Source organism: Megasphaera sp., from assembly GCF_047831605.1.
Lineage (GTDB): Bacteria > Bacillota > Negativicutes > Veillonellales > Megasphaeraceae > Megasphaera > Megasphaera intestinihominis.
This window is the reverse complement of the sequence record NZ_CP181255.1, coordinates 1,635,838-1,656,902: the sequence shown is the minus strand read 5'-3', so window position 1 is coordinate 1,656,902 and position 21,065 is coordinate 1,635,838. Positions and strand designations below refer to the sequence as shown.

General features: G+C 43.9%; 18 protein-coding genes and 2 pseudogenes. 3 read left to right on the top strand and 17 right to left on the bottom strand.

All coding sequences use genetic code 11. The annotated features are described in order from the left end of the window. Positions 1 to 41: 41 nt before the first annotated feature. On the top strand, positions 42 to 323 hold the full coding sequence (locus ACFWUB_RS07960; protein ID WP_008860184.1) for a transposase: 282 nt from the start codon (positions 42 to 44) through the stop codon (positions 321 to 323). Then, entirely contained in the window at positions 260 to 1,234 is a 975-nt protein-coding gene (locus ACFWUB_RS07955; protein WP_416184395.1) for an IS3 family transposase, read from the top strand. The genes ACFWUB_RS07960 and ACFWUB_RS07955 overlap by 64 nt, the downstream gene beginning before the upstream one ends. 31 nt (positions 1,235 to 1,265) lie before the next feature. Here ACFWUB_RS07955 and ACFWUB_RS07950 read toward each other — a convergent pair. From ACFWUB_RS07950 to ACFWUB_RS07890, 13 genes and pseudogenes are all read right to left on the bottom strand, one after another. Next, positions 1,266 to 1,571, bottom strand: a pseudogene (locus ACFWUB_RS07950) (UPF0236 family transposase-like protein); the annotation flags it as partial. Between the two features lie 85 nt (positions 1,572 to 1,656). Next, positions 1,657 to 1,935: pseudogene (glmM, locus tag ACFWUB_RS07945) on the bottom strand (phosphoglucosamine mutase); the annotation flags it as partial. 226 nt (positions 1,936 to 2,161) lie between these two features. After that, positions 2,162 to 3,700, bottom strand: a complete 1,539-nt coding sequence (locus ACFWUB_RS07940) for a BCCT family transporter (protein ID WP_416183773.1) — start codon at positions 3,698 to 3,700, stop codon at positions 2,162 to 2,164. Beyond that, complete coding sequence (locus ACFWUB_RS07935; RefSeq protein WP_416183772.1) at positions 3,701 to 4,420, bottom strand: NTP transferase domain-containing protein; 720 nt, start codon at positions 4,418 to 4,420, stop codon at positions 3,701 to 3,703. After that, a complete protein-coding gene (locus ACFWUB_RS07930; RefSeq protein WP_416183771.1) occupies positions 4,413 to 6,197 on the bottom strand; it encodes an NTP transferase domain-containing protein in 1,785 nt (594 codons plus the stop codon). Before ACFWUB_RS07930 ends, ACFWUB_RS07935 begins: the two co-directional genes overlap by 8 nt. A 196-nt stretch (positions 6,198 to 6,393) precedes the next feature. Beyond that, positions 6,394 to 7,194 carry a LicD family protein gene (locus ACFWUB_RS07925; protein WP_416183770.1) on the bottom strand — a complete coding sequence of 267 codons (801 nt, stop codon included), beginning with the start codon at positions 7,192 to 7,194 and terminating at the stop codon, positions 6,394 to 6,396. 47 nt (positions 7,195 to 7,241) lie between these two features. Beyond that, positions 7,242 to 8,489 (bottom strand): IS256 family transposase, encoded by a 1,248-nt coding sequence (locus ACFWUB_RS07920; protein ID WP_020311933.1) that lies wholly within the window; start codon positions 8,487 to 8,489, stop codon positions 7,242 to 7,244. Between the two features lie 157 nt (positions 8,490 to 8,646). Then, entirely contained in the window at positions 8,647 to 10,041 is a 1,395-nt protein-coding gene (locus ACFWUB_RS07915) for a lipopolysaccharide biosynthesis protein (protein ID WP_416183769.1), read from the bottom strand. Between the two features lie 451 nt (positions 10,042 to 10,492). Continuing rightward, positions 10,493 to 10,714 carry a hypothetical protein gene (locus ACFWUB_RS07910; RefSeq protein WP_416183768.1) on the bottom strand — a complete coding sequence of 74 codons (222 nt, stop codon included), beginning with the start codon at positions 10,712 to 10,714 and terminating at the stop codon, positions 10,493 to 10,495. Positions 10,715 to 11,150: 436 nt separating this feature from the next. After that, a complete protein-coding gene (locus ACFWUB_RS07905; protein ID WP_416183767.1) occupies positions 11,151 to 12,245 on the bottom strand; it encodes an acyltransferase in 1,095 nt (364 codons plus the stop codon). A 22-nt stretch (positions 12,246 to 12,267) separates the two neighbouring features. Beyond that, on the bottom strand, positions 12,268 to 13,410 hold the full coding sequence (locus ACFWUB_RS07900) for an EpsG family protein (RefSeq protein ID WP_416183766.1): 1,143 nt from the start codon (positions 13,408 to 13,410) through the stop codon (positions 12,268 to 12,270). An 18-nt stretch (positions 13,411 to 13,428) separates the two neighbouring features. Continuing rightward, complete coding sequence (locus tag ACFWUB_RS07895; protein WP_416183765.1) at positions 13,429 to 14,523, bottom strand: glycosyltransferase; 1,095 nt, start codon at positions 14,521 to 14,523, stop codon at positions 13,429 to 13,431. A gap of 325 nt (positions 14,524 to 14,848) precedes the next feature. Continuing rightward, entirely contained in the window at positions 14,849 to 15,310 is a 462-nt protein-coding gene (locus ACFWUB_RS07890; RefSeq protein WP_416183764.1) for an IspD/TarI family cytidylyltransferase, read from the bottom strand. Positions 15,311 to 15,446: 136 nt separating this feature from the next. Here ACFWUB_RS07890 and ACFWUB_RS07885 point away from each other — a divergent pair, with 136 nt between their 5' ends. Beyond that, a complete protein-coding gene (locus tag ACFWUB_RS07885; RefSeq protein WP_020311933.1) occupies positions 15,447 to 16,694 on the top strand; it encodes an IS256 family transposase in 1,248 nt (415 codons plus the stop codon). Positions 16,695 to 16,826: 132 nt separating this feature from the next. On the opposite strand, the gene ACFWUB_RS07880 is transcribed toward ACFWUB_RS07885, so the two are convergent. From ACFWUB_RS07880 to ACFWUB_RS07865, 4 genes are all read right to left on the bottom strand, one after another. After that, positions 16,827 to 17,576, bottom strand: a complete 750-nt coding sequence (locus ACFWUB_RS07880; RefSeq protein WP_416183763.1) for a LicD family protein — start codon at positions 17,574 to 17,576, stop codon at positions 16,827 to 16,829. Between the two features lie 109 nt (positions 17,577 to 17,685). Continuing rightward, the gene (locus ACFWUB_RS07875) at positions 17,686 to 18,453 is read right to left on the bottom strand and encodes a glycosyltransferase family 2 protein (RefSeq protein WP_416183762.1); all 768 of its coding nucleotides are present in this window, start codon (positions 18,451 to 18,453) and stop codon (positions 17,686 to 17,688) included. After that, positions 18,446 to 19,360, bottom strand: a complete 915-nt coding sequence (locus ACFWUB_RS07870) for a glycosyltransferase (RefSeq protein ID WP_416183761.1) — start codon at positions 19,358 to 19,360, stop codon at positions 18,446 to 18,448. The genes ACFWUB_RS07875 and ACFWUB_RS07870 overlap by 8 nt, the downstream gene beginning before the upstream one ends. 250 nt (positions 19,361 to 19,610) lie before the next feature. Continuing rightward, positions 19,611 to 20,981: a sugar transferase gene (locus tag ACFWUB_RS07865; protein ID WP_416183760.1), complete on the bottom strand. Its 1,371-nt coding sequence runs from the start codon at positions 20,979 to 20,981 to the stop codon at positions 19,611 to 19,613. Positions 20,982 to 21,065: the final 84 nt, after the last annotated feature.

The window sequence follows — 21,065 nt, the reverse complement described above, 5'->3', positions numbered from 1 at the left end:
CATAAAGTGATACAATAAAAGTATATATAGGGGGCCTTAGTATGACGAAGTTCAACAAACAATTCAAAGTGGATGCTGTCCAATATTACCATGATCATCGTGACTTAGGACTGATTGGGTGTGCCCATAATTTAGGAATTTCCCAACAGACACTGTCCCGATGGCAAAAGCAATTGCGGGATAATGGGGAAATGCCATATCGCGGATCCGGAAACTATGCATCTGATGAAGCCAAGGAAATCGCTCGTTTGAAACGTGAATTACGAGATGCCAAGGATGCCATCAATGTCTTAAAAAAAGCTATCAGCATTCTAGACAAATAATCCCTGCCATTTACCATAGCGTCAAACAGGAAGCCGAAAAAGCCCATCAGGAGAAATGCCATTTTTCGGTATCTGGAGTGCTGGCAGAACTGGGCGTTTCTACATCAGGTTACTATAGATGGAGTCATCGCAAATTATCCAAACAAGCTACGCACCGTAAGGAGGTAAAAAAACAGATTCAAACCATTTACGAAGATTCAAAGCAAATCTATGGAGCACCCAAAATTACTACATTGCTTCAACAGAAAGGTGAATGTATTTCCGAAAGGACAGTGGGCCTTTACATGCGGCAAATGGGGATTCGTGCTTGTTGGGTCAAGCATTATACCGTTACGACCCAGAGCCGTTGTTTGGATGCCATATTAGTTAACATTCTGCAAGAACAATTTAATCCGCCAAGACCAGACACAATCTGGTGCAGCGATATTACTTATATTTGGACCACTGAAGGATTTGTGTATCTGGCCAGTATCATGGATTTGTTTTCTCGAAAAATCATTGCCTGGAATTTATCCCGGAAGTTGGATGCATCTAGCATTGTTAGGATGATTCAAATGGCAAAGCAAACCAGGAATCCAGGCCGTCTGGTAGTAATTCACACGGACCGCGGTTGTCAATATCTTTCGCAATCCTATATCAAGGAAACTGCACAGATGCGCCGCAGCTATTCGAAGAAAGGCTATCCATGGGATAATGCCTGCATAGAATCATTCCATGCCTTGATTAAGCGAGAAGGGCTGAATCGATTTAAGATTGAAAATTATCAACAAGCCTATATGCTGGTGTTTGAATACATTAACACGTTTTATAATACCGTTCGAATTCACAGTCACTGTAACTATATGTCACCCAATGACTATGAAAAATTATATGCAAACTACAAGAAAAAGGCAGCTTTGATTGCTGGATAACTGATTGATAGAAACCTCAATTTAATTTGTACTCAAACTTGACATAGGACCACTTCCCATTAGCATGGTACAAGAGGGCGTACGTAAGCGTCTTATTCTTCCGGGCGGTCAGTCCCCAAACCATACACTCCATTCCCTCGCTGGACCAGCTCCGTCCCTGCCGCTTCATGCGATAGCTGTAGAACCGGTAATTTGTTTCTGCAGTCCCCAGGTGAATCTCTGTATGGATGCCGCGCTAACTCAGGCTGGGGATATAGGGAGCATTTCTCTCCAGATAGCTCTGCAGCTTGTCTACCTCCTCCAAATCCGCCTCTGTTCGGGCGCAGCTCCGGCCAGTCCTTATCGAACACGTGCAGTTTGCCGTCGATGTAATCCTCGACTAACAGCAAGATTTCCTCCGGCATCTTCTCACCATAGCAGTCGATCAGCTTGATCCCGTTATCGTAGTAGGGGTTGTGGCTGGCGGAGATCATGATGCCACAGTCGAAGTCGTCCATGCGGGCGATGTAGGCCACAGATGGCGTAGTGGTAACGTGCAGCAGATAGGCATCTGCGCCGGAAGCGGTCAGACCGGCAACCAGACTATACTCGAACATATAAGAGCTGCGGCGGGTATCCTTGCCGATTACAATGTGTGCAGGCTCGTTGTTGCCGTTGCACTCACGCCAGTGCGTTGTAATACCAGCCCAGAAAACGACCAACCTTGTAGGCGTGGTCAGCGGTCAGCGTGATCCCAGCTTCGCCACGGAAGCCATCGGTTCCAAAATGCTTTCCCATTATAGCTTTTCCTCATCCAAAGAGTGAATTGACAAATGTATGCTTTAGCCGAGAGAGAATCTCGTTGCCTGCCATCCGCCACGTAGAGGCAGCATATTAGGATGGCGTAGCCACGCTTTGAGCATGGCTGCATTGTCTTATCTTATCAATTTATTCGTTTTGATGCGTTTCCAGCTCTGATTGATACTTTTTGGCATCCTTCAAAAAGCTCGCCGCAATCATCACGATGACTGCGCCAATGGGGAATGCTGCCACGATGCTGACCGACTGCAAGTTGTTCATGGAACTTTCCGCAAACAGCAATGCAATGGGCAACAGAATCAGCAAGATGCACCACATCAACTGGATGCCCTTATTGGGCTGTTCATCATCCTTGAGGGTGTGGTAGCTGTAGCAGGATGCCGTCAGTGCGATAGAATCAAAGGATGTTGCGTAGAAGGTGATCATAGTAATCAGAACAGCCACCATAACGACCGGTGCGCCGGGCATAGTCTTGATCATATCTACAATCATACCGTACATATCGCCGTTTTCCAGATACTTGGCGATAAAATCCGCCTTGCCAGTCATCTGCAGTCCCATGGAGTAGTTACCCAGCACAATGAAGCTGGTCAGTGTAGAGCCCACGCCAAACACATAGCCACCCAGAATCGTCTGACGTACCGTTCTGCCACGGGAAATGCTGCCAATAAAGAACGGTGCTGCCACACACCAAACCATCCAGTAGGCCCAGTAATAAATGGTCCAGTTTTGGGGGAAGTTGGAGGTACGCAGCGGGTCGGTAAAGGTGGAAAGGTCGATGAAATTCTGCATCATCCGTCCCAGCGAGGAGAAACCAGTTTCGATAATATACCGGGTCTCGCCGCCAAACAGGAGGACAAAGGCAAGCAACCCAAAGAAAAGATAGATGCAGACATTGGCCAATTTGCTGATACCCTTGAAGCCATGCAGCAAAGAGTAAGTATACACGGCGCAAGTGATTAACAGGATGATAATATTGATGACTGTGTGGCTGACAGCAACATGGAATAGCTCCCCAATAATGGTCGCCATCAGCGGTGTTGCCACGCTGAAAGTAGTCGCCGTACCCGCCAGCAAAGCGAACACCGCCAGCAGGTCAATGATGCGACCTGCCCAGCCATCGGTGTGCTTGCCCAGAATCGGGCGGCAAGCTTCCGAGTATTTCTGCCGGGTTCTTTTTCTTACGTGCAGCATAAAGCCGAATGCTACCGCCAGCACCAGATAGAAGCCCCACGGGATAAAGCTCCAATGGAACAAGGGATATACCCCTGCCCAGTCCTGAATGCTGCCCATCTCTGCCAGATGGGGGTCGGTTGCATACAGCACCCATTCCGAAAAAGAGTAAAACAGGATATCCGCAGCAAGACCGCAAGTAAACATCATGGAGCCCCATGCAAAGAAGGAATACAGAGGCTTTTCGTTGGGTTCACCCAGAACAATGTCCCCATACTTCGAACACGCAATGTACAGTGACAGGATGAAAATACCCAGTCCAATCACCAAATAATAGGTGCCAAAGGTATCTCCGAAAAAGAACCGGATCTGGCTCAGCACGGCATTGGACTGTTCCGGTGCAAAGAAGAACAGAATGCACAGGGCAATGATAATGGTCAGTGGGAGCAGCGTTATCATCCAATCAATTTTTCCACGCTCTCTATTTTTGTTCATTTATGCTTCCCCCTCGTATTTTTTGTAGCTGGAATCCAGAGCAACCAGTTCACTGAAGTTGTCCACCTCAATGACATCGCCCTGATTCATCGGGCGAATTCCCAGTCGATATTCTTCCGGATAGCAGAACAGTGCCACATCATCCCAGTAAATCTGACGATTCTGCTTCTGTTCAAACTCGATTTCCAGATGGTGCTTCAGTCTTTTTCCGTCCTCTGCTGTCCAGCGAGAAATGCTATATAACTGCCATCCGCCCTTGCCGCCTGTACGGCTGCAAGAGATCACGATGCCACCTTTTACGGTTTGCAACCACTCGTCCGTTTCCTCGTCCGTCCATACGCTGTTGTAGCCGGAACGCTCAAACTCCGGAGCCAGAATATCCGGGTTATAGATAATTTGATCGCCATCCAGAATGATCGCATTTTCGATGTGATCTCTTGCTACATACAGGGATGCGATATTATTGCAGGTATCATAGTAGGGGTTTTCAATCAGTCGAACGCCGGGATATTCTGTCGCCAGTGGAACGAACTGCTCTTTCAGATAGCCCACCACAATGTATATCTCCGAAATGCCATTTTTGTGCAGCCCCTTAATTACCGTATCAATCATCCGCACGCCATTTACTTTGACCAGCGGCTTCGGCGTTGTCAGCGTGACCGGGTGCATCCGGTTTCCCAGCCCTGCCGCCATAATAATGGCTCTTTCTACTTTAGGCATTTTCCTGTTCCCCGCTTTCCCCTGATTTCCTCAGTTCATCCTGAACGATGCGATAGTAGTCCTTAGCATAGCGATACTGCCGCAGAGAATATTCGCCAAATTCTACGCCCAGATTCCGCTTATACTCACACCAGTTGCTCCACAGCAGACCACAGGCAGCGATATAGCAGTAGATTTTGATCCGTGTCACATCATCGCAACCGTCTGTGAAATATGCTGCAATCAAGCGATCCACCTGACGCTTATTGTAAAGCGAGTAAATACAGAACATTGCGATATCCACATGGGGATCCTGCATACCTGCATACTCCCAGTCGATCAGACGAATTTCCTCTTTTCCATCCTTCTGGACAAACAGGAAGTTATCCGGTACTGCGTCAATATGCGTCAAAATCTTTTCACCTGCGTGTGCATCAATATAAGGCTTCAAAGACCAGACATTCGCCTTAGTTTTCTCATAATCCTTGTAAACAGAAGGAGTACCATCCCACAGCGTTTCGTAGAACTCCATCTGCCCGAAAATATCAAATTCATGCGCCACCTTCAGCTTCAACGCATGGAAGTCACGCAAACGGTTCATGCACTTCTTGACATCCTCATAGTCGGTAGGGTCGCATACCCGGGCGCCCTCCAGAAACTCTGTGATCTTATAGCCGTTCTCCGGGTTAATATAGGCGATATCGTCACAGATGTTTTTATCAGCGATGGCATGATACACTGCCGCTTCCTGACGGCGATTGATAAGCTGGTCTGTACCCTCTCCCGGAATGCGCATAATGTACTTTTTGTCCTTACAGGTAAACAGAAACGAACGGTTGGTCATTCCCTTTTTCAGGACTGTAATATCCGTGACTTCCTCCGGTTTTGCGCACAATGCCTTGCAGATTAAACGAATCGCATCCGTTTTCAGTTGGTTAGAATCGCTGTCGATCTCACGAAGCTGCTCATAGGTGTTGATCTCCACAACATCTGCCGAATGCACTACTCGGGCTGTGACGATCATGCGATCCTTATTATAGAGTGCTTCTTCCCAAAACGAACCATCATGCTGTGGTTTCTTGCAAAGCTCCTCGATGCGTGCAGACACCGTATCTGCGTCCTCTTTTGTAAGGTAGCTGATACCGATCATCGCATTACCACCGACATTTTTCGGCACAGTTACCAGCTCCATCTTGCGGTTCACACGAACATTACTTTCGTTTTCCACAAGATCGCTGACCATATACCATGAGTACAGCTCATGACGGTGAAACGGATTGCGGTCACACCAGATGTCGCAAGGGACGATATACGCATTCTCCAGATGCTCTTTTACCAATCTGAGAGAATGCAGATTGTTCTTTGCGGCATAGTCCGGGTTAACCACCAGTTCTACGCCATAATCATCCATCAGGTATTCATATTTTTCCTTCATGAAACCCACAACAACATAGATTTCCTGAATTCCCACTTCATGAAGTTGCTTGATGATTCGCTCAATCAAAGGCTCCCCGTTGACTTCCAGAAGGCCCTTGGGCATTTCTGTATTGATGGGAACCATCCGCATACCAAAACCAGCTGCTAAGATAATAGCTCGTTGCGGAGTTTTCTGCCTAAACTCTGTCATGGCTTTTGCCGTGGGACGGATAGAATCATCCAAATATCCATCCTTGATAAGTTCTTTAAGAGACCGATTTACTACACCTAAAGAATGACCTGCTTCTTCAGCCAAAATTCTCTGGTTGATGAACGGTTCTTGCAGAAGTGTGTTCAGCACATCGCTTTCCCGCTTGTTCATGTTCATCCCTCCGTTACACTTCATGAACATCATAATGAAGCAAAAACCTTTAAGGAAGTTTACGATCCAGTTATCCTCAAAAGTTTCTGCACATACCCTATATATCAATTTAGTCTCTGCGGAACAAGTCGCGAGTGTAGACCTTTCCGCTTACGTCATCCAGACAGCTATCATAGTAGTCATCAACGATATATTATTAATTTATTCTATAACATTCTAAATGATGCTTATAGACCCTATCTTTTTCAGCAGGCAACCGCATATAGTCACCATAGGATGCTTTAAGTACTTTTTCAATTTCCTTTGGTGCAAAAAACAATTTCCCTTCGAATTCAACTTCGACCTTATCCTGAAACCACTCAGTCTTAAAACAGTTTGAATCCCATGGAATACCAATATATTTTGTTGGCACCTCATCAAATTTTATATACCGTTGATGCATCTTTAATAGGACCTTTTCTGCATTAAAAATTTTTGCTCCATAAAAAGCTAGTTTTTTTAATACGTCCTGTTTCAGTCCATCACCTTTTCCCGGAGTTAATTCAGCTGCATGCTGGACAATTCTTTCCCAAAATAATTCTCTTTTGCAATATCTCATCCTTTCTTTACTATCTTCAGGCAAATAATCTAGCGGAAAAACATCCACAAAAGCGCCATACCCCTCAATTTGCTTGAACCTCGACTCCTTTACTATAGTATTCGCATCACACACTTTTGCGCAGTAGTAAATAGAGTCTTTCCTGTTACTAATATCTATATAGTTTAAGCCCACTTCAGGATGATCAATAATATATTGTCCGAGCTTATAGTAGTCCTTTCTTGGCATAACAATGTCAATATCGTCATCCCATGGAATGAAGCCTTTATGTCGGACAGCACCAAGAAGGGTGCCATAGCAAATCATGTACGTGTAATTGTTTTCTCTACATATAAAATCAATTTTCTCAAGAACATTTAATACGCATTCTTTATATTCTTTCATAGTAATCTTCTTCAATTTTACTCCTCCCTTTCGGGTGTGTCAAGAGTTTTGTGTAAATCGATTCAATAAGCAACATCGTATTGCTGCATAAGCTGAGACATCCTGTCGTCCATGAGCAGCTGGTTCCGGACCATCGCCCAGTTTGCGACGTGACGACCCTTCCATTTTTTATAGAGCTCTTGGATGCGTAGGTAGAAAATCTTGAAGACTGCATCCTCGTTGGGGAAAGCGCCTTTCTTGGTCACCTTGCGGAAGCTAGAGTTGACGCTCTCGATGGCATTGGTCGTGTACATGATCTTGCGCACGGCACTGCCATAGTTATAGAGCTGCTCGACGTGTGAGAAATTGTTTTCCCATACGCTGACCGCGCCTGGATAAGCCTGCCAGTCGGTCTTGAACTTCTCGAATTCCTGACGGGCCTGCTTGACGTTGATGGCACCATAGATGAGCTTCAGCTGCTTCGTGAATGCACTCCACTGCTTGCGTGGGATGTAGCGGATGGAATTGCGGATGAGGTGTACGATGCAGCGCTGAACCGTGGCATGCGGGAATACAGCCTTGGCGCCTTCCTCCAATCCGCTCACGCCATCCATGGACAGGATGCCAAGATCCTTAACGCCGCGAGCCCGCAGCTCGTCGAAGATCTGCATCCAGGCATGCTTGCTCTCCGTCTCGTTGATCCAGAGGCCAAGGACATCCTTGCAGCCGTTGACGTCATAGGCAAGCATGACATAGACGGCCACCTGCTGGACGCCATACTCCGTGCGCAGCGATACGTAGATGCAGTCGACGAAAGCAAATGGATAGAACGACTGGAGCGGACGATTCCGCCATGCCTCGACCTCTTCCATGACGCAGCCTGTGATGGTGGAGATCTGTTCATGTGACATCTGGAAGCCGTAGATGTCTTCGATGGTTGCAGCGATGTCGCGTTGGCTCATGCCACGGGCATACATCGCCAGTACCTTGCCCTCGATGGACGAAACGTCGCGCTGGTGCTTCTTGATGATCTGCGGTTCAAACGTACTCTGGCGATCCCTAGGGACGCGGATAGGAACCTCGCCCAGAGAGGTCTTGAGCGTCTTGGATGAATAGCCGTTCCGGACATTGTCACCGTCTTCGGAGCGCTCATGCTTCTTATGGCCGAGATGATTTTCCATCTCACCTTTGAGCATGGACTCAAAAATGGGGCCAAAAATCTGCTTCAGGACGTCCTGTACGTCTTCCGCGCTCTTGATGTCGTAGTTGTTGAGGATTTGCTGAGCAATCTGCTCGCCTGGGGTAGTTGGTGGAGTTTTACACTTTGCCATTCTGTTACCGTCCTTATCTTTGTTTACCCCAGTATGGGGCATAAAGTAGATTCATGCAATACCGATTTACACAAACTATTTTACACTCCCTCCCTTTCATCTATTTATATTTTATCCAATTCAGCATTAGATATAAAACAAATATCGCTTAATCAACTCACCTTAATATGAATTTTGAAAATTTCTTTACGAGTATCCCTAAATCATGCAAATTAATAGAAACAAACGCAAGAATTGCAAGCAAAGAAATAGCATATATGTGGAAATCTAAAGATACTGCAATTGCATGTATCAATATTATTACACTTATTGACAAGAAAGTCTTGCAATTCACTGAAATCATCATATACCGTCTAACATCTATCATTCTAGCAAAAGCAACCACAATGTATGCTATCAATGTGCCAATCACTGCACCCCAAATCCCCATGAAAGGAATTAACAATCCATTAATCACAATATTTACAGCTGCAGCTAACAATGTTGTAAACATATTATTCACGGATTTTTTTAGTGCCCCATACATTGAACCATAATAAGATGCAACTGCAGCAAAGACAGCACTGACAAGTAGTAACGGAACATAGCGCCAAGCATCTGCAAATTCAATTCCAATATAATAATGCATAAAAACTTTTATAATTGTAACGAATACAAGGCAGGCTCCGGATGTGAAGAGAAATAAACATTTAAACACATCGGAATAATAGTCACTTTCATTTGTAGTTTCAATTTCTTTTATGACTGAAATGTCCCATGCCTGTTGAAAAATCGACACAATAACATTTATCAGTGCTGGAATTTTTGCAGCAGCGGTATAAATGCCCAATGCTGCCGTAGAAACCATAATTTCGACCATTACTTTATCAGAAGAATGGATAATCCACCATGAAACATTATTTAAAATCAATGGCGCTGAGAAGGAAATCATATTGCAAAAAAGTGCTTTTTCAAATTTAGCTTTTGAAAGTTCTTTCCAGAGTTTCCCAGATATGAATGCAATGATATCTATAATAAAGGTGGACAATATATATGCAAGAAGATAGCCTTGCACTCCAAGGGATTTATTAACAAGAAAGTAAACATTAAAGCTCGCCATCATTCCTGTTTGCAAAATATTAAAAGCCGCATACTGCTTGTTTTTTCCCATCACCTTGAGATAATTAAATTCTATACTATATAAAATGCTCAACACAACATAGAAATACAAATACCACTTCCATTCAGAAATTGTTTTGTAGAGGCCGATTATTGGCGTAATGGCCGCTCCCAAAATTATAGAAAAAACAAAAACGATAAATCCAACCAAAAGAACATTTTCACGTTTTTCACCGCCTGATAAACCAAAGCGGATAACTGCATCAAAAATAACAACTGACAAAATGGATACTAGTAACTGTGCAATCGTAAATATTAAGTCTGCAGTTCCATATTCTGCACTTGTCATGTAATTTGTATATAGCGGAACCATTAGAAACAAAATCAGTTTAGTTCCAATGCTACCAATTGCAAATATCAGTGTATCTTTAAGCAACGATTTATACCGGGACACTAATATTCCTCCTTGTTAATCATTCGCTACATAAAGTCGCTCATTTATTTCCACTAGTTTCCTTGGCTTATTCCCCAATGTATCTACTGCATTGATTACACTTCTCTCTAATTTTATCCATAATCGGGAGTCCATATATTCTTTCAAGAATCTTACTTACAAAAAAATTATCAATAAAAACTGCCGCTCCAAAGATTCCAACCGAAATACAGACAATCGTAACCATATACGAAACGAAGTTACAGTTTTCTAGGTATATCAAGATTCGCTGGTTCCACAATAAATGCCGCAAAATTGGCTTTTCATGTACCAAGTACACCGCCGCAAATACTGAAGGTGTACACCAATTCGACTATCCGTATACATACTACATACTTTTACAGATTTTCCCCATAGAGATTCTTGGGATTTCTGACAGCCAGGTGGCGTTAATACTAATATTTTATCTACATTAAGCTGTTTCATTTTTCGCCACCCCTATAAATTGTGTACAATAAGTATATTCTTCTGCATTATTAGTATAATTGCCCGCTTTTTCCATTACCGCTTCAATATAGAGCTGTCCTTTTAAAAAAATAAATGCTATAGCTGCCATTGCGCCACCTGCTGCCAAGATATGGGAAATGGCACTTTTCCCTTGTATGCCAAGAAAGAAAAAACGAATTAAAACCAAAACCAGGGTAAAAAAATGAAGACCCGCCGCTGACTACAGGAAAAACAGATTGAAACTTCATCTTATCAATTCTGCTTATATTATACCCAAAAACATGATCATACTTCGATTGCGCTAAAACTTGTCTAGGCACACTGTATCTAGGTCCAGTAAAGTTGCTGGCAGATAGATTTGATAAATACAAAATATTCATAATATATCCTTTGTAGTAGAATCCCACAAGTAGTCGAAATAGAAACGAACGCGCTCTACAACGTTACAGGCTTTTATTTTTATGAGGAATCATCTGATTAGAGCAGACTGACTCCTATTTTAAGAGACATGGATAAACTATTGTTAATGATTGGAAATCGTCCTGAATTGAGTACAGGATGATAGGATATTGTAATTTGGTTATTCAAAAATTGGTAACGGCAAGTGATTTGTGTAATTTTTTCTAAAGCGATCGACTTATCATTCTCTCTGTCGTTTGAGTGATATAGGAAAGCAGGTTATTAATCCCCAACTTTTCAAACAAAATGATTCTCCCTTTTTCAGCAAGACAAGCGAACAAAAATATTATCAAAACAGTAACACACATAGCCACTAATGTAGATGGTATCCCCATCGTAAACCATTGATGCATAGGCAAAGAATCCCAAAGTAAATCTCGAATCAGTGGATGATCATGAATAAGATATACTGCAAAAGTCAGAGGTGCCACCTGCAAAATCAAACGGTTCAGCCCCCCTTCCCTGATTCGTAACTGTAAAAAGAAACAAAATAAAGCAATGGAAGCCCCTGCGACAAGCATCGAGTTGTATCTAAAAAAGAGGCCAGACAATGTATAGCCAAATCCCAAGTGATTAGATAAAATTCCTAACGGAATGCGCACCCCTCCAGTAATGAGTGAGCAAATCACATACGTCCATATACATACTTTCATCGTCATCCATTTGGGAATTCCATATTTACGAATATACGCAGCAATAATATACAGTGCAAGAAACCAAGTATAATCCATGCCTTTGGTTATAAGATCTCGCTCCCAAACAAAAACAGTCGGCATAACGCAAAGAATAATTGCAATCAGCCAAACAGCCAGTTGATGCTGCTTTCTATTCATTTCACGAATTGCCATATTAATTAAAGGGCTAAATAAAATCATCAATACATACGTCGTCACAAACCAATACTGTTTTGCTGTCAAAGGCACGATTGCCTTAAACAAACTTTTTAGAGATACCCCCCCCCCTATCGCCATACAACATATTGTGCATATAATTGAGTAAAACAGTACTTGGAACCATATTTTCATGAGTCTTGAAACTTTAAATTTGGATAAGCACAAAAAATATCCTGATATAAGGACAAAAGCATTAACAGAGACGAATACGAAAGCCTCAATCATCCAATATATCGCATATTCTTTTGATCCGAATGCAGACCATTTTAAAATTTGTCCATGCATAAGAAAGTGAAGTATAACAATCATCAGCATGGAAACTATACGCAAAAGTTCTATATTTGAATTTCTTACTTTTCCTGGCATTACCACTCATTAACTCCCTTTCTCAGCTTAAGAAAAACTTATAGCCGCAAAGATCTCCCCGAGCAATGGATAAAAACATAATTATTACTGACATAAGATTAATCGCCCACCGCGCCCACAAAACTCCACGCGTTCTCTCAATAGCACATCTTTGCAAAAATGCTCCCAATATAGGCAATGACAGCATTGTTGCAAAGACAGTAAATCGTCTAAATATTGAATATGAAAGAGGAATAAAACAAATGCAGCCTAAAGTAAACAAAGCATTCATTACTACGTAAGAGCGAATCGACCAGTTTTCCCCATCACATAGACTTGGTGTACCTTTTTTCCACCAATAGCAAAGAAATAAAATTTGGACACTTTCTATACATCCAATAAGATATTCCCACATATAAGTGTACTCAGCATCATTAGTCATATAATCAACTGCTTTATCATTTGCGGCCAACAGATAATCATACGCATAATATAAACCAATCGCTACCACCATCACAGAAAATAAAATATTCAATATTCGGTTAATACCAGACTTTCCTTCAAGTGCCAATCCGATAAATCGCAAGCCAAGTAATACTAATACGGCAGGATGAAATAATCCCGCAATTATGTAAAATGGCAGATCCCAAATTGCGCTTTTCCCCTCAAAATATTCTCGATATACACAGAGAAAAACAATAGAAAATCCCAGCATAGTACGAATTCCGGAAATTGCTTGAAGAAAAAGTGTACCAACAGACATTATGTAAAAGAGTAGCCAACCTCTATCTGTCTTTTTTAAATCAAACCGATCAATCACCTTGGATAAGACGATAAAAATATTGCCATAACACCATAAGCAGGCAATAGACTGCATCCAATTTTGATTTCCAATTTGATTAGTAAAATAAGAAAACAGTATCCAGCTTGGTGTTGTTGTATGACATGCATAGTCAAAAGCACCTTCAAAAGAAAGATTAATCCATGCTTCAACATATTGCCTCAATCTATATAAATCAGCAGTAATATAGGGTTCATAACACCATGCAAAACCAGTAAGCACCAATAAATACAAAGCAAGAATTACTCTGTACTGTTTTCCCTTTATACGAGACATTAAATAACAAGCTATGAGTATCGCCAAAAAGAAAAATCCTAAACTAATTAACCTTTCAAAAATAAACATAACCTGTACTCCTTTACATTATTTTCCATCCAGCATCCGCTGATAAATCCCCATCAGACGTTCCCCGCACTGCACATCCGAGAAAAGACTGGCTTTCAACTGCTCAGCATACGCCTCACGCCGAACATTCCGCGAAAGAGCCGCCTGCAAGTGATCAGACCATGCGGAAAGCGGCGAGGCGAGGCTCACATAATCGACCAAATCTGTATAAACCATCTCGTTCGTCACTGTATCTGAGACAACCATGGGAAGACCCATGGCCTGCGCCTCGATACCCGTCACGGGAAGCCCTTCAAAAAGACTTGGGAGGAAGAAAACGTCCATCGCCTGGTACAGCTCGATCACGTCGTCACGTCCCCCCCAAAAGTGTACGTGATCCGCAATGCCGATTTTTTCTGCATAGTCCTTGACCTGCCGATCCATATCGCCATTCCCAATCCACCAGTACTCTACGTCCCTACGTGACTCAGAAAACTTTTTAAACACATCCATGGCAAAGATGGGGTTTTTTTGGGGGGCCAGACGACCGACTGTGCCTACGATTCTCTTGTTTTTAGAATTGTATTTTCCCCTTATTTTTAAACGCTCAACTTCATTGTACATATACCTCCTGCTGTCAACGACATTCGGAATGTATGTGAAATCACGCTTTCCGAACATCGCTTTTCCGGCCAGCTTGGAGCAGGCGGCATAGTCCGTCGCAAGAGAACGAAGCACGGGCATAAAAAGTCGATTTCGGATTTCTTTTTTCTTCGTCTCTCCCATTTTGGCGCTATGACTATGGAGCAACCGGACAGGCACATGATGATTCCTCGCACAGAGCATCATGGGAAGGCTGATGTGGAGGGTACAGTCGTGTATGATGTCGTAGTGCCCTTCACGCAGGATCTTGTCACATGCCCGCCAGTGTTCTTTCATGTGCTTTACACTGGGAAGAATGAAGATCTCGCAACCACGTTCCCTGATTTCACCGTAGTAAGGGGAAGCGCGATCTTGGTAAAGGGCAAAGTCGATATGGACTTCACCGGGATCCATGTTTCGGAAATAGTTTAGCGCAAAGCTCGCAACACCATTGGATGCGCGTAAATTAGGAACAAGGAATAAGACTTTCATATGACAACCATTCCTTTATCAAAAACAGATTTTATTCAGAAATCACAAGTTTTCATGTATTATTTTTGCCCATAATATGCATTTGGTCCATGCTTTCGCATGTAATGCTTATCAAGTACATACTGAGCCATCGTGCTATTCGGATTAAGCTGCAAGGTTTTTAAATCCATCTCTGCAACCTTTGCATACTTGACTGCTACAATCCCCAAATTTGGCTATTTTCTTTAGCATCCAAAATGGCACGGAATATATAAAAGTCAGATGGAGTCGTAATCTTTATATTCTCAGCCGGTCCATCAACTGTATAAAGATCATAACCATAATATTACATCAATGAAGCAGAATCAACAAAGTCTCTCCGACCTTCTTCATTCGCTTTCTCATGAGCTTTAAAGATATCATTTAAAATAAAACACTGTGGGGCTCTTGCCATCTCACAGCGAGAGCGTTCCAAAACTGTTCCTACATTCTTATTATCATCAGATTTGACATAGATAGTTTCTACAGCTGGGGATACTGTAATCGCATTGCCATGAGCCTCAACCTCTTGAATGCAATTTGTAATGGTTGTTTGATCAATCAAAGGCCTAACACCATCATGGATTAATACGATATGGTTATCACCATATAACTCTTTTGCTGCCTTTAATCCTCTATAAATTGAAGCCTGCCCAGTAGCACCACCAGATATTACCTTGACTGCTTTAGTAATGTCATATTTGCTTATCAGTTGTTGTGCATATCCTATCCAGGATTTTACACAAACAAGAATGATCTTATCAATCAATGGATGGTTTTGAAAGTTTTCCATTGTATAAATCAAGACTGGTTTCGGGAGTGTAAAATAGTTTGTGTAAATCGGTATTGCATGAATCTACTTTATGCCCCATACTGGGGTAAACAAAGATAAGGACGGTAACAGAATGGCAAAGTGTAAAACTCCACCAACTACCCCAGGCGAGCAGATTGCTCAGCAAATCCTCAACAACTACGACATCAAGAGCGCGGAAGACGTACAGGACGTCCTGAAGCAGATTTTTGGCCCCATTTTTGAGTCCATGCTCAAAGGTGAGATGGAAAATCATCTCGGCCATAAGAAGCATGAGCGCTCCGAAGACGGTGACAATGTCCGGAACGGCTATTCATCCAAGACGCTCAAGACCTCTCTGGGCGAGGTTCCTATCCGCGTCCCTAGGGATCGCCAGAGTACGTTTGAACCGCAGATCATCAAGAAGCACCAGCGCGACGTTTCGTCCATCGAGGGCAAGGTACTGGCGATGTATGCCCGTGGCATGAGCCAACGCGACATCGCTGCAACCATCGAAGACATCTACGGCTTCCAGATGTCACATGAACAGATCTCCACCATCACAGGCTGCGTCATGGAAGAGGTCGAGGCATGGCGGAATCGTCCGCTCCAGTCGTTCTATCCATTTGCTTTCGTCGACTGCATCTACGTATCGCTGCGCACGGAGTATGGCGTCCAGCAGGTGGCCGTCTATGTCATGCTTGCCTATGACGTCAACGGCTGCAAGGATGTCCTTGGCCTCTGGATCAACGAGACGGAGAGCAAGCATGCCTGGATGCAGATCTTCGACGAGCTGCGGGCTCGCGGCGTTAAGGATCTTGGCATCCTGTCCATGGATGGCGTGAGCGGATTGGAGGAAGGCGCCAAGGCTGTATTCCCGCATGCCACGGTTCAGCGCTGCATCGTACACCTCATCCGCAATTCCATCCGCTACATCCCACGCAAGCAGTGGAGTGCATTCACGAAGCAGCTGAAGCTCATCTATGGTGCCATCAACGTCAAGCAGGCCCGTCAGGAATTCGAGAAGTTCAAGACCGACTGGCAGGCTTATCCAGGCGCGGTCAGCGTATGGGAAAACAATTTCTCACACGTCGAGCAGCTCTATAACTATGGCAGTGCCGTGCGCAAGATCATGTACACGACCAATGCCATCGAGAGCGTCAACTCTAGCTTCCGCAAGGTGACCAAGAAAGGCGCTTTCCCCAACGAGGATGCAGTCTTCAAGATTTTCTACCTACGCATCCAAGAGCTCTATAAAAAATGGAAGGGTCGTCACGTCGCAAACTGGGCGATGGTCCGGAACCAGCTGCTCATGGACGACAGGATGTCTCAGCTTATGCAGCAATACGATGTTGCTTATTGAATCGATTTACACAAAACTCTTGACACACCCCTGGTTTCCCATGCACTTCCAAAAACTGTTTCGGCTTAGAACGAGAATTCATCCGTGTCCCTGTACCGCCAGCAAAAATAATTGCAATATTCATTTAATTCACTAATCCTTTACATATACATCCATACTATGTGTATACCTCTGATTTTCCGGAGGCAGCTGCATATAATCTCCATACAAATTACCAAGGTATAATTCCCAGCATGAAAAAGTTGGCATCTTATATCCTTCGAAATCGACCATAACCTTCCTTTCAAACTCATCTTTGGGCATTCTCTCACCAATACCATACCCCCATGTAATGACACCCACATATTTTGAATCTTCATATCTGCAGGTATGTGCCAGCTCCTCGACTTTCTTTGACAAATACGGGGCGCCAATCATTAATGCTATTGGCTTCAGTATATATTTAGCATATTTCCGAAGTCTTGTTTTCCCCTCCCCTAATTTAGAAAAAACGCAAGAGAATAGGCTACGGTAGATTTCACATTTATCATACAATTTTTTTGCATGATCGAAATTATCTGGCAATCCATCTACAGGAAAAATATCAATCCATAGCCCTGGCTCATTATCACTAATATAAGAAACTACTTTCGTATTTGGATCTATTACCTTAGCAAATGGATTAACCCAATTGCCTAAGATATTAGCCATTGGTATATACCCATGTGCTGACTTATAGGTTTGCAAAAAGCGCTCATAGTCAGGTCTGGGCATACAAATATCTATATCATCATCCCATGGGATAAAGCCATGATGCCGGATAGCTCCCAATAAGGTTCCACCCAGAATGTAGAAACATATATTATTTTTCTCACAAAAATCCTGAACATCTAATAAAATCATAAGTTCATGTTTTTTCACTTCGTCGCTAGATAAAAGCCGCACAATAAAACCTCACTTTACTTGATACAATATCCTGTCAAAAAGCTATACAAAAATACGATAATGAATTTTAGAAATGCTTTCTTACTCCATAATAAACATAAAAAAACAAGCAAATTGCCGAACGAAACAAGGATAAATGCTGACTGTCCCGATATACCTTCCAAGTCCATAGAAGGCTTTTCCATTTATTGCTGGTTAAAGATCCTTTTTCTTTGCGATATGCTGCCAATACAAGGGGAAGAGAGTAAGCCGTCCAACCCTGCTTTAAGATGTTGAGCCAGGTGATATAGTCTTCATGTCTCTGAGATGGCATAGAAATGTTACGGACTTGACTACGGTCAATCATAACCGTCAAACAGCCGATATCATTACCTTTTAAAAGTTCTTTATAGTCGACAGCCGTTTTCGTTTTGACCAGATTCCCCAAATGATGAATATCACCACTAAATTGCCGATACCAAGTATAAGTAAAAGCATAATGATATTTCTGCATAAAACTTACCTGATTGAACAATTTCCGGGGATGCCACAAATCATCACTGTCCAAAAAAGCCAAGTACTGTCCTTGGGCTTCTGAAATCCCTTTATTTCTGGCGCATGCAACGCCCTGATTGCTTGGTAAGCGGTAGTAGTGAATCCGTTGGTCTTCAAATTCATGAACAATGCTTTCGATATCTTCCTCTGAACAATCGTCGATGATTAATAACTCCCAATTGGGATATGTTTGATGACAAACCGATTGGATGCTGTCTCGAATTGTTTTACTGCTATTGTAAGCCGGCATGATGATGCTGACCAAGGGAATGGTTTTCGACTTTGGTGTTGTATCAATCACAGACAACACCCCAGGTCCACATGGGGTTGAGACGATTTAACTGACTATATCGAGTTACCCCCCCCCCCATCGAATTTTTATTCATTTTTCTTCTTAGAATATTATTAAAAACGAAACTTCGAAAATTGTTAGGTGCCATAGCTACTCCCAAACGAATGAATGTACCCATAAGGTATTGACTGTAAGTAATAAATTCAGACTGATACATATAACACAACAGCTTACGCTGTGATAAAAAATATTTCCAGCCACCTCGACGTTTATACATATCACTGCCGGCCCGCATCCACAGCAGCGGCTCCTGCAAATTGTAGCCTATAAAGCCTTGTTGAATCATGCGAATCCAGAGGTAGTAGTCTTCCAGCAGATAAAAGTCTTGATAGCCTCCGGCAGCTTCTACATCGCTTTTTTTATACATAATACAAGGATGGTTGAAAGGATTGCGTTTCTTAGCAAAGGCAATGATGTCGTTCTGGTGTTCGGGAACGATGCGGCGAACGGAAACGTTCGTGATGGTATCGCTGAATTCTTCTACGATACCGCTGACCAAACTGTATTCGGGATAATTCTGAAATACGGCCAGTTGTCGTTCACACCGGTCGGGACGACTGACGTCATCCGAATCCATGCGGGCGACAAGGTCGTTTTTGCATTGTCCGATACCGAAGTTCAAAGCTTTACCGAGGCCGCCGTTTTTTAAAAGACGGCAGACATTCAGGCGCGGCCCGAATTGTTGCTGCATGTCAGCGATGACAGTATCCAGTTCCGGCGTCAATGGTCCATCACAGACGAGGACAAAGTCGTCGGTAGGGACGGTCTGGTCGTAAATGCTTTGCATGCTTTGCCGTAAGTAATCAGGATGCTCTTTGTAGTAGACAGACATTAAAACAGAATAATTGACAGGCATAAATAATCCATCCTTTGTAAAAATAGGAAGAACCTCTCCGCCACTTCGTGGCACCTCCAGCACGGCTCTCCGTTTTGGCAACCGTCTTGAGAAAGAACCCTACCATCGCAAGCGGTCTCCACGCGAAACCTCTCCGCCACTTCGTGGCACCTCCAGCACGGCTCTCCGTTTTGGCAACCATCTTGCGCTTCCCTGCGGTCAGCACCTGATGGGCCAAAAAGGGCCTATTAGGGGAGGCTTTGAGGGCTTTTTAGCGCTGGAATTTGCTTAGGTCCAGGTCTTTGCCGCTGACGTCTTTGCCTTCGGTGGCGCTCTTGGTGACTAGGATCTTGATGGTTTGGATCATGATGATGAAGTCTTCCCAGATACTGTAGTTTTCGATGTACATCAAATCGTAGACGAGTTTGTCATAAGGCGTGGTGTTATACTTTGCAAAGACCTGAGCCAGGCCGGTGATGCCCGGTTTGACGTTATGGCGATAGGCGTATTCAGGGTTTTCTTTTTTGAATTTTTCGACGAAGAAAGGCCGTTCCGGTCGGGGACCGACGAGGCTCATGTCGCCGTTGAGGACGTTGAGGATCTGCGGCAGTTCGTCCAGGCGGGTGGCGCGGATGAATTTGCCGACTTTGGTAATGCGCGGGTCGTCCTCCGTCGCCAGCTGGGGACCGGAATATTTTTCCGCATCGACGCGCATGGAACGGAATTTGTAGACTTTATATTCCTTGCCAAAGCGGCCGACACGGACCTGACTATAGAGGACGGGACCACCGTCGCCGAGTTTGATGGCCAAGGCGACGGGAATGGCGAAAGGCAAGGCGCAGATAGCGGCGATGCCAGCCAAGATGATGTCGACAGTGCGCTTGACTGCCCGCTGTTCTACGCTGAGGCGCAGGCTCTTAGGCCGGAAGACGGGCACGTCATCGATTTTCTGGAGCATGGCCCCGTTGCAAAAGATTTCATAAGAACCGGGAATGATGTATGGCTGAATTTCTTTATCCGTACAATAATTGACAATTTTGGCTTTTGTGGCAATGGGGATATCTGAGCAGATGATGAGCGTATCGATATCACAAGCTTCCAATTCCTGGCGCCAATCGGTCTGCGGGTTCATGATGACGTGCTGGAGCTTCATTTTGAGCTGTGGTTGGGCACTCATGCGGTAATAGACATGGCGGCATTCGTCTTCGTTGCCCATAATCATGACGCGTCGGACGGGATGAAGGCTCTGTTCCCAACGCTGGACGGCCCGCTTCCAAAAACCGAGCAGGACGAATTGTACGGCCGTACTGGAAATAATCAATACCCGGGAATAAGCGAATTCATGAATGACAAAACTCAAGGCCATGACGAGGATGAGAACCAGGAAGAGACTGACAGCCAGGCTGATCAGGACTTCACTGAAGCGCTTGTGCTCGATGGTATACAGGCCATTGATGCTGAACATCATGACCGTGAAGATGACGGCAACAGGAAGCATTCCCGAGTACAGGACATGGTGCGCTTCTACCGCTGCCGGATTGACAAGCAGATAGGTCAAGACAAGATATGTAAGGGTGATGATAGTCACGTCGCCCAGTAAGCCGAAAAGCTTGCGCGACGTAGGGTAGACACGGGTCTTCATGACCTCTCCTTTCCGGGGCTGCAGGCCCCGTGGTGTTTGAAGTAATAGTTTGTAGTTTGTAGTGGGCGCCCCTACCTCCGCATA

What these genes read in the sequence shown, in the direction of transcription:
- ACFWUB_RS07960 (WP_008860184.1), top strand. Translation starts at nt 42, where the DNA reads ATGACGAAGTTCAACAAACAATTCAAAGTGGATGCTGTCCAATATTAC.
- ACFWUB_RS07940 (WP_416183773.1), bottom strand. Translation starts at nt 3,700, where the DNA reads ATGAACAAAAATAGAGAGCGTGGAAAAATTGATTGGATGATAACGCTG.
- ACFWUB_RS07935 (WP_416183772.1), bottom strand. Translation starts at nt 4,420, where the DNA reads ATGCCTAAAGTAGAAAGAGCCATTATTATGGCGGCAGGGCTGGGAAAC.
- ACFWUB_RS07930 (WP_416183771.1), bottom strand. Translation starts at nt 6,197, where the DNA reads ATGAACAAGCGGGAAAGCGATGTGCTGAACACACTTCTGCAAGAACCG.
- ACFWUB_RS07920 (WP_020311933.1), bottom strand. Translation starts at nt 8,489, where the DNA reads ATGGCAAAGTGTAAAACTCCACCAACTACCCCAGGCGAGCAGATTGCT.
- ACFWUB_RS07905 (WP_416183767.1), bottom strand. Translation starts at nt 12,245, where the DNA reads ATGCCAGGAAAAGTAAGAAATTCAAATATAGAACTTTTGCGTATAGTT.
- ACFWUB_RS07900 (WP_416183766.1), bottom strand. Translation starts at nt 13,410, where the DNA reads ATGTTTATTTTTGAAAGGTTAATTAGTTTAGGATTTTTCTTTTTGGCG.
- ACFWUB_RS07895 (WP_416183765.1), bottom strand. Translation starts at nt 14,523, where the DNA reads ATGAAAGTCTTATTCCTTGTTCCTAATTTACGCGCATCCAATGGTGTT.
- ACFWUB_RS07885 (WP_020311933.1), top strand. Translation starts at nt 15,447, where the DNA reads ATGGCAAAGTGTAAAACTCCACCAACTACCCCAGGCGAGCAGATTGCT.
- ACFWUB_RS07880 (WP_416183763.1), bottom strand. Translation starts at nt 17,576, where the DNA reads ATGATTTTATTAGATGTTCAGGATTTTTGTGAGAAAAATAATATATGT.
- ACFWUB_RS07870 (WP_416183761.1), bottom strand. Translation starts at nt 19,360, where the DNA reads ATGCCTGTCAATTATTCTGTTTTAATGTCTGTCTACTACAAAGAGCAT.
- ACFWUB_RS07865 (WP_416183760.1), bottom strand. Translation starts at nt 20,981, where the DNA reads ATGAAGACCCGTGTCTACCCTACGTCGCGCAAGCTTTTCGGCTTACTG.